Origin of the sequence: Bradyrhizobium sp. AZCC 2289, from assembly GCF_036924615.1 — a bacterium.
Taxonomy (GTDB): Bacteria; Pseudomonadota; Alphaproteobacteria; order Rhizobiales; family Xanthobacteraceae; genus Bradyrhizobium.
This window is the reverse complement of the sequence record NZ_JAZHRY010000001.1, coordinates 1,340,326-1,353,523: the sequence shown is the minus strand read 5'-3', so window position 1 is coordinate 1,353,523 and position 13,198 is coordinate 1,340,326. Positions and strand designations below refer to the sequence as shown.

Below are 13,198 nucleotides of genomic sequence, written 5' to 3'. Positions count from 1 at the left end.
GGGCGGGGCAGAGCGGCGCCGGACGCCCGAGATTTCGATGTCATGTCGCAGTTCACCGCCTTTCTGCAGCCCCCCGCATGGGCTCAGTTTCGAGCAGTGTGTCGACCTCGGGCGAACGCACGATAGTCCCGTCTCGCACGAAGGCCTCGTGGTTGTTCTCGATGCTGTCATGGTCGTAGAGATAGTTGACCATGATGCCGAAGGATTCCTGGATGCCGCGTGGCGCGTTGTTGCCGAGCCAATTGACACGTTCGAGCCGCGCACCGTTGCCGAGGTGAAAGCGCGCTACCGGGTCGATGCGTATCGAGGGTTGCCGCGTCAGATAGCGGGCGCAAAGCCGCAGCAAGGGCGCACGCAGCTTCTCGCTCTGCGTCGGGTCATTCCACCAGCCGCAGCTCTCAAGTTGTGGCAACAGCGCGGCATCGGGATCGCTTCCGTTCGCAAGCCGTGGACCGAGCCAGCTCCGAAACCCCGGTACCGGCGAAAGGGTGGAAAAACGCTTCAGCTGCGGAAACTCCGCCTTGAGCTCCTCGACCACCTGCTTGATCAGGAAATTGCCGAACGATATGCCGCGCAGGCCGTCCTGGCAGTTGGAGATCGAATAGAAAATCGCGGTATCAGCGCGCGCAGCTTGCGCCCGTGCGGCCTCCTCGTCCGTCTCCCGTGCGAGCAGCGGCGGCATCGCGGTGGCCAACCCCTGCACCAGCGCGACTTCGACGAAGATCAGCGGCTCGCCGGGAAGCGCGGGATGGAAGAATGCGAAGCAGCGGCGGTCGGGCGCAAGACGCCGCCGCAGATCGTCCCAGCCCTTGATCTCGTGCACTGCCTCATAGGCGATCAGCTTCTCCAGCACCGCGGCCGGCGTCTGCCAGTCGAGGCGCCGCAGCTCGATGAAGCCGCGGTTGAACCACGAGGCGAACAGATGCTTGAGGTCGGCGTCGAGCAGCTTCAGTTCCGGTTCGCCGCGCAGCCATGAGGCAATTTCACTGCGCATCGCGATCAGCGCCCCGGTGCCGCCTGGCGCCATGTTGATTCGCCGCAGCAATTCCTGGCGGGGCGGATCGGCGGCCCGCGCGAGCGCGGCCGCGGCTTCCGCCGCATCGTCGGCGAGATAGCGCTCCGACGCCGCGCGCAGCGCAGTTCTGTCGGGCCGAAACTCCGTCGCAAGATAGCGCAGGAAGTTGTGCCGGTCGTCCGCATCGAGGGCGCTCAGTACGTGGTGCAGTTCGCGCGCGACCTGCGCGCCGGAGGCCTCACCGCCTTCCGACAGCAGTGCCGCTGCGAGGTCTTTCGCGCGATCGACCGGCGCGGGCTTCGAGTTGGACAGGCCACTTGAGGTTTGCGTGTTCGGGGTCATCGTTGCCTCCTATCCTCAACCGTGGGGGACCGTGGTCGGGCGGAATTTCGCCGGCGGCACGTAGAGTCCGCCTGACGCCGTCACGAGGTCGTCGATGGTTTGGGCCGCGAGCCGGTCGCGGGTTGCGGTGTTGACATCGATGCCGAGGTCAGAGGGCAACATCACGATGCCGCGGCGGCGCAGGCTGTCGCTTGTTTCGGACGGCTGTCGCCTGCCGAACTCGGTATCGCCCGCGACGGCGCGCAATGCCGCCTCGCGTTCCTGCGGCAACCGGCAACGCAAAAGGTTGGCCACGCCACGCTCGGTAACGACATGGGTGACGTCGTCGCCGTAGATCATCACCGGCGGTAGCGCAAAACCGGCCGAGGCTGCGAGATCGAACGCGTCCAGCCGTTCGACAAAGCTCGGTGCGCCATTCGGCTGATGGGTCTGCACCATCTGTACCACAAGCTTGCGTCCGCGCAGGCTCTCGCCGGCTTCCTGACCGGCGCGCCGCCAGGCGAGACTGTCGTGGCGGCGGCCACGCGGGTCGGCGCCCATGTTCGGCGCGCCGCCGAAGCCCGTGATCCGGCCCTTGGTGGCCGTCGAGCTGTTGCCTTGCGGGTCGATCTGCAACGTACCGCCGATGAAGAGGTCGCAGGCATAGTGTCCGGCGACCTGTGCCAGCGCGCGGTTGGACCGCAGATTGCCGTCGGCGCCCACCGGGAATATATCGGCGCGGTTCGAAACGTAGCGTTCCATGCCCAACTCGGAGCCGAAGCAATAGACGCTGTCGACGAAGCCGGCTTCGATCGCTGGGATCAGGGTCGGGTGCGGGTTCAGCACGAAATGCCTGGCGATCTTGCCCTTCAGTCCGCGCTGGACGGCGTAGGTTGGCAGCATCAGTTCGATCGCCGCGGTCGCATAGCCGATACCGTGATTGAGCCGCCGCACCTGGTAGGGTTCGTAGATCGCCGCGATCGCCATCATCGCCATCAGCACGTTCTCGTTCCTGATCTTGGCGGGATCGCGCGTGAACAGCGGATCGATCAGATACGGCTTCGGGCTCTGCACCACGACATCGACCCAGTCGCCGGGCACGTCGACCCGCGGCAGTCGATCGACGATCTCGTTGACCTGCGCGACAACGATGCCACCACGGAACGCTGTGGCCTCGGCGACGGTCGGCGTGTCTTCGGTATTGGGGCCAGTGTAGAGGTTGCCATCGCGATCCGCCTTATCGGCGACGATCAGCGCCACGCGCGGCGTCAGGTCGACCAGCATGCGAGCATAGAGTTCGAGATAGGTATGGATCGCCCCGATCATCACCGTCCCGTTCGCGACCAGTTCGGCGAGCTTGCGGCTTTGCGGCCCCGCGAAGGCGAAATCGAGCCGGCTCGCAATGCCGCGCTCGAAGACGGCCAGATGTTCGGGTAGTGCCAGCACCGACTGCACCATGTGCAGATCGTGCAGCCGCGCCGGATCGGCCTTCGCGAGCGCGGCGGCCAGAAAATCGGCCTGCTTCTGATTGTCGCCCTCGATAGCGACGCGGTCGCCCGGTTCGATGATTGCTTCGAGCAACAGCGTCGCGCGGTCGGCGGGGCAGACTTTTCCGCTCGTGCCGCTGAGCGCGGCAGCCCGCGCGAGACGGGGGGCGCGAACTGCTCCGCGTCGTGAAGCGTTTGACATGATGGACCTCCGCTCAATGCTGTGCTCGAAGCGAAAGGTAGGAGGCCATCATTGCCGCAAGTATCCGTAATTTCATCATCGATCTAACTCCGTGGTTGAATTGTCTGCGTTAAACGTGGCACCCGCCGTCCTGCTACTTCGCCGATCATCGACCCAGAGTTACTGGGGATCATAACGTTTTAGCCACCTCCATAATTGTCCTTAGCGCGGGGCTGTGGTGGAACCTCGTATGCCATGCGCGCCAAGGATGGTGATACGGTCACGCTCTCTCCTTGTCCGAAAACTTAAATGGTGGTCAGCTTGACCGGGATATTGCCCTTGGTAGCCTTCGAGTAAGGGCAGACCGTGTGGGCTTCCTCAACCAGATGCTGGAGCTTTTCCTTGTCAGCGCCAGGTATTGAAACCTTCAGCTCGACGGCGAGAGCGAAGCCACCGTCCTTCTGATCCAGCGTCACTTCGCAGGTGACCCGCGCGGCATGCCCATCGAGGCCGTATTTTTTTGCAATCAGCAGAATTGCTTGTCCGTAGCAGGATGAATAACCCAGCGCGAACAACTGCTCGGGATTATGTCCGTCGCCGGCGCCGCCGATTTCCTTGGGCGCGGCCATTGCGAGCGCAAGCGCGCCATTGTCCAGCATCGCGCGGCCGTTGCGGCCGCCTTTGGTCGTCGCAGATGTGACGTAAGCCATGGTTCGCCTCCTATCGATATGCGGCCATCAGATCGCCTCGCGGCCGGGGATGATTTCAATCAGCTCCTTGGCGATCATCGCCCGACGGGTTCGAATGTAAATCAGTGGGGCGTGCGCTTCGGCTCGCCGGTCCGCATCACACGCTTGGGTTGCCGATGTTCCTTCGGACGCTTGCACTTCTGCACTTGCCGTGGCCATGGGACTGCTCCTCGTCCGTGTTCGGTATGAACTTGTGCATCAGGCCTAGAGGAAGGCGGCAAAGGGCCGCTTGCACAATTATGCCTCGCTTGGAATGTTTAGGCCTGCGGCGTGAGGGGCGTGATCTCGCTGTCAGGCGAGCGCGATCAAACCGAAGCAGCGGATCTTTTTCAGAATGCTACGCGGCTTAACACCGAACAACGAGAGCTCTTGCGCGGGCTGCGCCATTGTTTGGCCTGACGGAATAGCCGTCGGTGTTGAACGGGAAGAGATTCTCAAATGTACTCATCGGAGACGTTACCCACTGCTCCGCGGGCGCGGGGCTCCAATGCGCGAGAAACGGCGCAAATTGTCGTCGAATTGTTGCGGACAGGCCTGGAGGCGCTCGACACGAATCGCGAGGCGGCAATAAGGCACCTCTCGAAAGCGCGCCTAATTCTCGAGACGGCGGGTCCTTCGATTTTCTACGGGGCGGCGGTTGGTCTCGTGCCCGGCGGGCTCGCTCCTTGGCAGGTCCGGCGCGTGAAGGTTTACATCGAAATGAACATCGACAAGCCCGTGACCGCAAAGCAACTATCTGCCGTCGTCCGTCTGGGTCCGAGGCACTTCCAACGTGCCTTCAAGAAGTGCTTCGGCGTCGGCCCGCATACCTTCGTGCTCGAACGTCGCGTCCAGCGAGCCCAGGAACTCATGCTTGCGACCGACGAGCCGCTGTGCCAGATCGCGCTTGCTGCGGGATTCGCTGATCAGTCCCATCTCACGAAGCGGTTTCAATATGCCGTCGGCATTACCCCCAGCGTCTGGCGTCGGCACAAAACACAAGATCCGTTCGCTAGAGCCGCATAGTTCGCGCAGCGGCGGTCGATCCTGAGAGGCCCTGTAGCCACGATGTCTGACTCAATGCAAGGCTGCGGACGTACCATGAATCGTCAGAATGTCGCCGATGCGTTGAGACTAGTCGGATGCCGGCCAGCTTGGAACGGATGCAACGCGACGCCTCCTGACTTCCAGGATCCAGGCGATACCGCCATAAAGTAACGTCAGCCCCCACAGCAGCAAAAACTCGCCTCGCACGTCGGCGAGCGGAGCACCGAGCTGAGCGAGCCGGGTAAATCCGTTAATCGCGGAGGTACTTGGCACCAGCAATGAAACTACATGGACAGTGGGTGGGATCACTTCGGTCGGCCATCCAAACCCTGCGAGGTAGAAAAAAGGCAGTCCAATCGCTGCCAGGACAAGTTGAACCGACAGCGGGTTTTTGAAGATGGCCGCAACGACAAGGCCTAGCCCGCTGACAGAGAGAACAAACGGCACGGCGAAGATGAGTATCGGGATGACGCCGCCAAGCCGCGGTAGTCCATAGAGATAGGGCAGCGCGATCAAATATAGCGGCAAGATGATCGCCTCGAGCAGTAGATAGGCCAGCATCTTTCCCACAACGGTCGCAAAAGGGCCTGGCGGCGGATCGTCTGTTGCATTCTCGGACGGATCGGCCCCGGGCAACGTGCCGAGCAACCCGACGCCCATGAGCAAGATCTGGTGCAGGATTATAATGAAGGCACCCGGCAGAACATAGGTCGCATAGCCCCCCTGAGGATTGAACAGCGGCACCGCCGTCAATTGCATCGGGTCGGATGCGGCGCTGGCGAGAGCCGGATCGACGCCGATGCCGATCAGGCGGGCGGCTTCGATCTCCGCGCCCAGGGTTTGCGCCACCGCCGCGACGCCCCCGGCAACGCGCTGATACAACAGGAAATAGCTGGCGTCCGCATAGAGCGCGATCGGCGACGCGCGGCCATGCAGCAGGTCGCGCTCGAAATTTTTCGGGATCGCCAGAATACCAAAAATCTTGCGCGCAAAAACCTCGCGCTCTGCACTGGCAACGTCGGGTAGTACCATCGTCACTGCGATGTCGGACGTCGCATCGATGCGGCGCGCCAGTTCGCGGCTGGCGGGCGTCCCGTCACCATCGACGACGGCAATCGGCACGTTGCGCAAGGCTTCATTGAGGTAGGGCTGCGGATAAAACACCGCATAGAACGCAGAACCAATGACCAGCACCGAGAATACCGGCCGCAGCGCGAAGATGCGCCGGAGTTCATCCCTGAAGACTGTAAGCATTGCCTTCATGGGAGTGCATCCTTAAGCGTCGGCGGAGCGCCGGCAGCATCACGAAGGGCATGCGCGCGCATGCTTTCCAGCCGCAACGCGACAAGTCCCGCGAGACCGACGACAAAAGCGAGCAGAACGAGGATCGGTTTCCACGACAGGTCAAGCGGCGTGCCCCGGATGGTTTGGTCGATCCGCGCCGTCAGGTACCAGGTGCCGGGCAGGATGGCGCCAAAGCCATAAGCGAACGCATTCATGCCCAGGCGCGGGAAGCCAATTCCCATGAAGCCGAAGGCCGGCGACGTCAGCAGCGTGCCGATGCTGACGGCGCTCGCCGTCGGCTTGAAAAGCAGCGCTAGCAGAACGCCGAGGAATTGGCACGACAGGACAAAAAGCAATCCGGCCATGTCGAGCAGCCAGCCCCGGCCGTGCAGCGGCAACTCAAGAATGCCGAACAGCACGGCATCCGACAAACCGAGCATCATCAGAAACACGATCGTATAGGGCAGCACCTTGCCCGCCATCGCGGGCCAAAGCCCGCCGCCAAGCCGGCGAAGGATTCGCAATCGATGGCGCGTTTCGACGTCTATTCCGACGGAATAGGCTGACGCCGTCACGACAACGATTTGCAGCACGCTCGGCAGAATCGCGGCAAGCAGAAAGTACACATAGTTCAGCGTCGGATTGAACAAAGCGTGGGTCTGTACCGGGATCGGTGAAATCGCGGCCTGCGCTTCTTCGATCGGCTGACCTTGCGCGGTGCGCAGCGACAGGCGGATACCTGCGGCAGCGGTCGGCACCGCGGCGCTCACGCCGCGCAAGGTAAGATTACCAATGGTTAGCGTCTGGGTGTTGTAAAAGAAGACGACTTCCGGCCGGCGGCCAGCGAACACGTCCCGCTCGAGATTTCGGGGCAGCATCAAGAGCCCGTGGACCTTGCCGGAGAGAATCATGCCGCGTCCCTCCGCCAACTCGCCGACGCGAACCGCGACCGCGGTATCCGGCGTGGCGTCGACCATGCGTATGATCGAGCGGGAAAGATCGGAACTGTCCAGATCGAGAACCGCAATCGGCAACCGTGTCGCAAGACCTGCGCTGAATATCAGGGTGAGCAGCGCCATCAGGCCAATCGGCACGACGGTGATAAAGACGAGCAGCAAGGGACGGCGGCGAAGCCAGTCGATTTCCCGCCAGAACACCAGCCAGAAGCCGGGCCGCAAATGTCTTCGGGCCAGCATTTCAGCTTCCTCGTTTCGTCCAGGCGACGATCGCGCTCATGCCCGGGCGCAAGCCCTCGACAGCTTGCGTCGGCACCGCGCGAACCTCGAAGGTACGCAAATCAAAATCACCGGTGGCCCGTGTGGCACGCCACGTCGCATATTGTCCCTGAACATTGATCATGGTCACGCGCACCGCGATGACCTGGGACTTGAACGCGGGCACGGTGACATCAAAGGTATCTCCGATCTTCAGCTCGCCGAGCAAATCCTCCCGCAGATTAAAGGTGAACCAGATACTGTGGGTGTCGAGCAGCGAGAACAGCGGCGAACCGGCGCTGAAATTCTCGCCGAGCGCAGCGACACGCGTCGTGACCTGGGCGGTGATCGGGGCGCGGATGAGCAACTCGCCGACATCCACATCGCGCTGGTTCAGCGCCGCCTCCGCCTGCTTGACCTGTGCAGCCGCAAGCGCCTTTTCTTCCGGACTGGCGCCGATGGTCGCCAGTTGCAGTGCGGCTTGAGCCGACTCGCGTTTGCGGATGGCCGATTCCAGATTGTGGGTAGCGTCATCGACCATGGCCTGTGGCGCGTTTCCCGTGCGGGAAAGCTGAGCCTTACGGTCATAGGTCTCCTGGCTGAGCGTAACGTCGGCTTCAGCCGCCTTGAGTTCGGCCTTGCGGGCAGCAATGGTTTCCGGCCGCGTGCTGTTGATGCGACCGAGATCGGCTTTGGCGACGCCGAGTGCCGCCCGCGCGGCAATCAGGGTGGCGACGAGTTGCGGGCTCTCAAGCTCGGCGATTACCGCACCTCGTTCGACGGAATCACCGACGTCGACGTGAAGCTTGACGATACGACCGGCGACGCGGGGACTGATATCGACGCGGTCGCTGGACACCTCGCCTTGCACGGTGAGCGGCGGCGGGCGCGTCGCGAGCCAAAGCACGGATGCGAGCGCCGCGAGCGCAAATGCTCCAATGATCCATCGAAGTCCCTTGAGGCGTCCCATATAGGTTTCTCCTGACATTCGAACATTTGGTTCTGGCGCCTGCGGTGGGTTCATCCGTGAAAAGAAGCGCCGTGCCTCTTCCCTTTCAGAACTGAGCGCGGAGTGACTCGAACTCTGCGCGACATGTCTCGCTGAATTCGTGGAGAAGGTCGATCGATCCGCTATTCGTCATCTCCCGAAGCCCGAGGAAGGTCTTGTTCGGTACCAGATACGTATCGATGATCCTTCGCGCGACCGTCTCAGCACTTTCAACGACCTATGGCGAGGAGAGGATTCGCATCCTGCCGACCTTTGCGTAAATCTCGACCAGGGCCGGTATGTCCGGCTCATCGTGCTGGAGCGCGCGGATATTGCATTTCGAAGCAGACTCGATGAATTTCTTGTAGAGTTCTTGTCGGCGAAGCTTGTCCTGCGCGAGCCGCTGCGCCTTGGCCTGTGCGTGTTGGCTCAACCACGACGCGAGGACGGATGTGAGTCCGCCGATGGTTACACCTGCGAGTGCCGCGAGGGCGGAGATTACTGATGCGTTCATTAGGACGATCACCGTTGAGGTCTGCGTGATAGATTGACCTTTGCAAGATCGATAAGCTCGTTGGCCCGGCCGTTTAGGACCGCCTTGATCATGAACAGGCTGAAGTGGCTGATTGGGAAACTTCGCCGCACCTGTCGTCAGCCCTGCCACGGTGCCAGGAAGGCCTCGAGCGCCGCGTTAACCTCTGCTGGCCGCTCCTCGTGCGGGAGGTGTCCAGCCCAGGCAATCGGCGCCGTGGTAAGGTCCTCGGCGATGCCGCGCCAGAGTTCGGCCATGTCGACCATCTTCGCCGCCTCGAACTCACTTCCCCACAAAGCGAGGGTAGGGCAGCGAAGTTTGACGTCCTTGTCCTCTTCATCCTGCGCGATGTCTTCTCGCCAGGCCCGATAGTCCTCGAACGCGCCGCGCAACCCGCCCGGTTGCGCATAGGCGTGGACATAGGCGGCGATGTCGGCGTCGCTGAGGGCTCCCGGGTCATAGGTCCAACTGGTCAGGATATAGCGAAGCCAGAGTTCCTCCCGGCCCTGGATGAGCGCTTCTGGCAAATCCCGGACGCCCTGGAACAAGAAGAACCAACTTGCCTGTGCAACCCGGGCATTCATCATCCCAAAGAGCAAACGCGTCGGAATGTTATCCAGCGCCGCGAAGCGAGCCACGGCGTCGGGATGATCCTTGGCGAGCCGCAGGCCGACCCGCGCTCCGCGATCGTGGGCGACGATCGCCGCCCGCTTGATGCCGAGGTTGGACATCAGGGCGAGAATGTCATTCGCCATGGTGCGCTTGTCGTAGCCGGTGGGCGCCTTGTCCGTCGCGCCGTATCCACGCAGGTCCGGCACGATCAGCCGGTAGCGCGTCTTCAATGCCTCGATCTGATACCGCCAAGCATAGGAGGTCTCAGGAAAACCATGCAAGAGGACGACCGGCGGACCCTCACCAGCCTCGGCATAGTGGAACTTGATGCCGTTCGCCACACATCGATGGTGTGTAGTCGATTGTGTTACCATGACCTTCGCTCCTCTTGGAATCCTTGTGCAGGCCGCACAACTGTCCTTGTAGATTTCGGAGCCCGCGCGCATCATCCCATTATCGGATAGATTTCATTTCAGACGCGAAGCCGAAGTCGTGTAAATCATGTGCATCCGGGCCGCTCCAACCTCGTTTATGCGACAACTTCTTTTAAAAACTCATCGATGGTGGCGTTGACCGGTTGTGGAGCCTCCAGGGCAGCAAGATGCCCGACCTTGGGTAGCACTTTGAACAGACCGCCGGGGATGGCCTCCGCCATGGCGCGGGTTTCGGCGACCGGAAATGTTCGGTCCTCCTCGCCAGCCACCACCAGAACTGGTTTTCGAATGGCGCCCAAAAGGGCACGATGCTCGACGCGGTACGGAACGATGCTATCGATCGCCCAGCAGACGGACTCAGCACGGGCTGCGGCCACCGTCGAGCGGATGTATTCCACCACTTCAGGCTTCGTCCTTTCGCTCGTCGCACCGGCAAAGGCCTTGACTGCGCGGCTGACGATCGATTTTGGGACGGTACGCCGTCGGCGCAGCATTGACGTCATCAGTAAGAACTCCATCTTCTGGCGCCAACCAGCCACCGAAGCCGTGCAGTTCATCAATACGGCGGCGCGTGCCCGGCTCGGATACAGGGCAACGAATACGCCGCCCATCATTCCGCCCCAAGAGTTACCGAGCAGGACGCAGTCCTCAATCTCCAATTGATCCAGGATCTGGGTCAGGCATAGGGCACATTCCTCAAGTGTGAAACGCCGGTTCAAGGGATCGCTTTCGCCGTGGCCGGGCGGGTCGATCAGAACCATCCTATGGCTGCTTGCGAAATGGTCGACTTGTCCCCGCCACATCTGCCCCGTCATCAAAAGGCTGGGCCAGCAAACCATGGCCGGACCGTTGCCGACGACGTGAACATTGATTTCCCCCAGCAGGGTGGCAATGCGCTGCTTGCGGAGGATAGCAACGCGTTGGTGTTCGGTCGTCTGCATGACAAGCTCCATTTTCAGGGCGATAGACTCAGCTATAGCGATTTGCGATCGTCATTGGTTGTGCATGCGCCTTAAGCATTCTAGCGATGAGGTGCTTTTGTACTCGGCGAGGCATCGATGATCGAGAAATCTTCGGGTTACCGTGATGCTGCAGCTGACGGAGGTTCGTCGCAATTGCTCGTTGCCTCCAGGCCAGCAAACCTCGCGTTCACCCAAGCCTCGATATCGGATCTGGCCACGTCCACCACTCCCGCGTGGCTTGCGTCGGGGTAGGTCCGGTAAGATACGGAGTCACCGACCCGGCAAAGATCGCGAGCCACCGCGTCAATGTTTTTCGGCGGTATCGTTCGGTCGCTAGTTCCTTGTATGAGTAGTGTCGGTGCTACGATGCGAAGCTGTCCCGGCTCGTTGGCAGCTGCGGCCTTTAGCAAAGGACTAAGGTCAGGCTGGGTAACAAACTGGTGGCTGGGAATTGACTCAGCCCAGTAACCGGCAGCGAGCGCGTCATCAATGCATCCATCCCAGGTGTCCGACAGATGCTCCAAGGCTCGGGGTTTCAGGATTCGCTCGAGAGCTATCTCAGGATAATAAGCCGCGTAGGATTGAAGCATATAAGTAAGGAAGGGAAGGATTGGAGACGGGTGCGACCCGATCACTGCTTCCTGCACAAGCTCACCGATGTGCGATGCCGGTGCCATTGCGACATTACCGAGAAGAGTAAACTCGGGCGCATAATCTGGTCCGATTGCCGCTGTGAAAAGATCAGCTTGACCGCCTTGTGAGTGACCCATCACCACGTATCGCGTCCCGACAGCCAAATCAACCTTTCGAGCGGCTCGCATGATATCAATCGCGCTTCGTGCCTCGCCCATACCAACGAGGTAGGCTTGTACACCGGCCCCACCGAATCCTTGGTAATCGGTTGCGACGACGACGTAGCCGTGCCGTACAAAGGCGTCGAGCATCGCTTGGGTGGCAGAGAGATACCTGTGCTCAGGCCCGTCCACAGTATCGTTCGACGGCGCGCAGTGAGGCGCAAGGCCGGTCGTGCCATGCGTCCAGGTGATCAGCGGCCAGCCGCCAGCAGGCGGATTCCCCGCCGGGACTGAGACCGTGCCAGAGACCACCACGTCTGAATCGTCCGGGGTCCTCGAATTATAGAGAACAAGAAAATTTCGCGCTGCGCTTGGTAATGCTGCCGCGGTGTTCAGTGGTTGGGCTGAGATTAGTGCTCCTCGCGCCGGGCCTGGCCTTCGTGAAGACGGTGCATCAAGCGACGGATCTTGGCGGTTCAACTCAGCCTCGGCCAAGCACAAGGGCGCCGATCCGATTATCAAACCACACGATAGTCCAGCGGCTCGAAATAATGCCAGCAACACCTTCATCCGAGCACGCTTCGGCTTATCTGATATTACACGGTTCATGTTGGGCTCTTTCTCAGGATCGTCATTCCAATGCTCCGTGCTTCTGCTCGGACGCGATGATGTGGCTCCTCTCGTCGGTTCGCGCTGCGAATACGGAAACGCGGGATCCTCGGGAGGCGACAGAGCTAACGTCGATGCGATGCCCGAGCACTTCGATGGCCCGGCGCACGATGAATAACCCAATACCGAGTCCATCACACCGCGTGGAATCAAGTCGGGTAAATGCCTCAAAGATTCTAGACAGTTGCTCACCCGCGATACCGATGCCCGTGTCGCAAACGTCAATGCGCATGTTTTGGCCCGAACGGCGACAGCCAATGAGAACCCGGCCTTTGGGTTCGGTATATTTGATAGCGTTGCTGACCAAATTTTGGAGGATGCCGTTGAGAAGCAGCGCTTCGCTCATGACGGACGCGCCAGTTGGGCAGATACGGATATCAATTCTTTTCTGAAATGCGCTTTCCTCATTTTCATAGCATGCTTGCCGAAACAGCGGTTCGAGCGCGACGGGCGAGAGCTTAGCCTCCTTGGAGTGTTCATAGAGGCGAACGGCTCCCAACAGTTGATCGAGTTGCCCATTGAGGCGATCGATCGCGTGCTGGCCCCTCTGCAGCAGATTTTGCTCAGATTTGGTCCGGACGCCGATGCCGAGAAGTTCGTGGGAACTTTGGATGATCTGCAGAGGCTGTCGAAGATCATGACCAGCCATGGCGAGGAGCACGACCTGAAAGTCGGTGGTCCGTTGTGGGTCTGCCCTGCCTACCATTCCCAAGGTCCCTGGCTGCTCGGTCGTCCGCGTGAGGCTGGCCCCCTGGTGACAGTCGCAAGCCTTCTGTTTGTGTCGCGCAAGCCTTCTGTTTGTGTCGGTCATGATATCCTCTCTTCCAGCCAAGGGCTCGCGTTGGATGACCTGGTCGCCGGGAAGAGATTTACGCAGCATCGGATTGGACGCGAGTTCAGCGTTGTAAGGAGGTGTAAATTGTCGCATAG

At 60.9% G+C, this 13,198-nt stretch carries 13 protein-coding genes; 2 read left to right on the top strand and 11 right to left on the bottom strand.

Annotation, left to right across the window (positions count from 1 at the left end):
* Positions 1-52: 52 nt before the first annotated feature.
* The 4 genes from V1289_RS06780 to V1289_RS06765 all read right to left on the bottom strand — a co-directional run bounded on the left by V1289_RS06780 (position 53) and on the right by V1289_RS06765 (position 3,912).
* Positions 53-1,357 carry a malonyl-CoA decarboxylase gene (locus tag V1289_RS06780; protein ID WP_334396208.1) on the bottom strand — a complete coding sequence of 435 codons (1,305 nt, stop codon included), beginning with the start codon at positions 1,355-1,357 and terminating at the stop codon, positions 53-55.
* 15 nt (positions 1,358-1,372) lie between these two features.
* Positions 1,373-3,025, bottom strand: coding sequence for a malonate decarboxylase subunit alpha (gene mdcA, locus V1289_RS06775; RefSeq protein WP_334396207.1), 1,653 nt, complete (start codon positions 3,023-3,025; stop codon positions 1,373-1,375).
* Between the two features lie 284 nt (positions 3,026-3,309).
* A complete protein-coding gene (locus tag V1289_RS06770) occupies positions 3,310-3,714 on the bottom strand; it encodes an organic hydroperoxide resistance protein (RefSeq protein ID WP_334396206.1) in 405 nt (134 codons plus the stop codon).
* 27 nt (positions 3,715-3,741) lie between these two features.
* The gene (locus V1289_RS06765; RefSeq protein WP_334396205.1) at positions 3,742-3,912 is read right to left on the bottom strand and encodes a hypothetical protein; all 171 of its coding nucleotides are present in this window, start codon (positions 3,910-3,912) and stop codon (positions 3,742-3,744) included.
* Between the two features lie 522 nt (positions 3,913-4,434).
* Here V1289_RS06765 and V1289_RS06760 point away from each other — a divergent pair.
* Entirely contained in the window at positions 4,435-4,758 is a 324-nt protein-coding gene (locus tag V1289_RS06760; protein WP_334396204.1) for an AraC family transcriptional regulator, read from the top strand.
* 108 nt (positions 4,759-4,866) lie between these two features.
* Here the strand turns inward: V1289_RS06760 and V1289_RS06755 are convergent, their stop codons facing one another.
* The 3 genes from V1289_RS06755 to V1289_RS06745 are packed head-to-tail and all read right to left on the bottom strand — an operon-like array spanning position 4,867 to position 8,247.
* Positions 4,867-6,042, bottom strand: a complete 1,176-nt coding sequence (locus tag V1289_RS06755; protein ID WP_334396203.1) for an ABC transporter permease — start codon at positions 6,040-6,042, stop codon at positions 4,867-4,869.
* The gene (locus V1289_RS06750; RefSeq protein WP_334396202.1) at positions 6,039-7,259 is read right to left on the bottom strand and encodes an ABC transporter permease; all 1,221 of its coding nucleotides are present in this window, start codon (positions 7,257-7,259) and stop codon (positions 6,039-6,041) included. Before V1289_RS06750 ends, V1289_RS06755 begins: the two co-directional genes overlap by 4 nt.
* A 1-nt stretch (position 7,260) precedes the next feature.
* Complete coding sequence (locus V1289_RS06745; protein WP_334396201.1) at positions 7,261-8,247, bottom strand: HlyD family secretion protein; 987 nt, start codon at positions 8,245-8,247, stop codon at positions 7,261-7,263.
* 139 nt (positions 8,248-8,386) lie between these two features.
* On the opposite strand from V1289_RS06745, the gene V1289_RS06740 reads away from it, so the two are divergent.
* On the top strand, positions 8,387-8,770 hold the full coding sequence (locus V1289_RS06740) for a hypothetical protein (protein WP_334396200.1): 384 nt from the start codon (positions 8,387-8,389) through the stop codon (positions 8,768-8,770).
* 146 nt (positions 8,771-8,916) lie between these two features.
* On the opposite strand, the gene V1289_RS06735 is transcribed toward V1289_RS06740, so the two are convergent.
* The 4 genes from V1289_RS06735 to V1289_RS06725 form a co-directional block, all read right to left on the bottom strand.
* Entirely contained in the window at positions 8,917-9,783 is an 867-nt protein-coding gene (locus V1289_RS06735; protein WP_334396199.1) for an alpha/beta fold hydrolase, read from the bottom strand.
* Positions 9,784-9,938: 155 nt separating this feature from the next.
* Positions 9,939-10,784: an alpha/beta fold hydrolase gene (locus tag V1289_RS06730; RefSeq protein ID WP_334396198.1), complete on the bottom strand. Its 846-nt coding sequence runs from the start codon at positions 10,782-10,784 to the stop codon at positions 9,939-9,941.
* A 137-nt stretch (positions 10,785-10,921) separates the two neighbouring features.
* A complete protein-coding gene (locus V1289_RS49540) occupies positions 10,922-12,169 on the bottom strand; it encodes an alpha/beta fold hydrolase (RefSeq protein ID WP_442895962.1) in 1,248 nt (415 codons plus the stop codon).
* Positions 12,170-12,230: 61 nt separating this feature from the next.
* On the bottom strand, positions 12,231-13,196 hold the full coding sequence (locus V1289_RS06725) for a sensor histidine kinase (protein ID WP_334396197.1): 966 nt from the start codon (positions 13,194-13,196) through the stop codon (positions 12,231-12,233).
* Positions 13,197-13,198 lie beyond the last annotated feature (2 nt).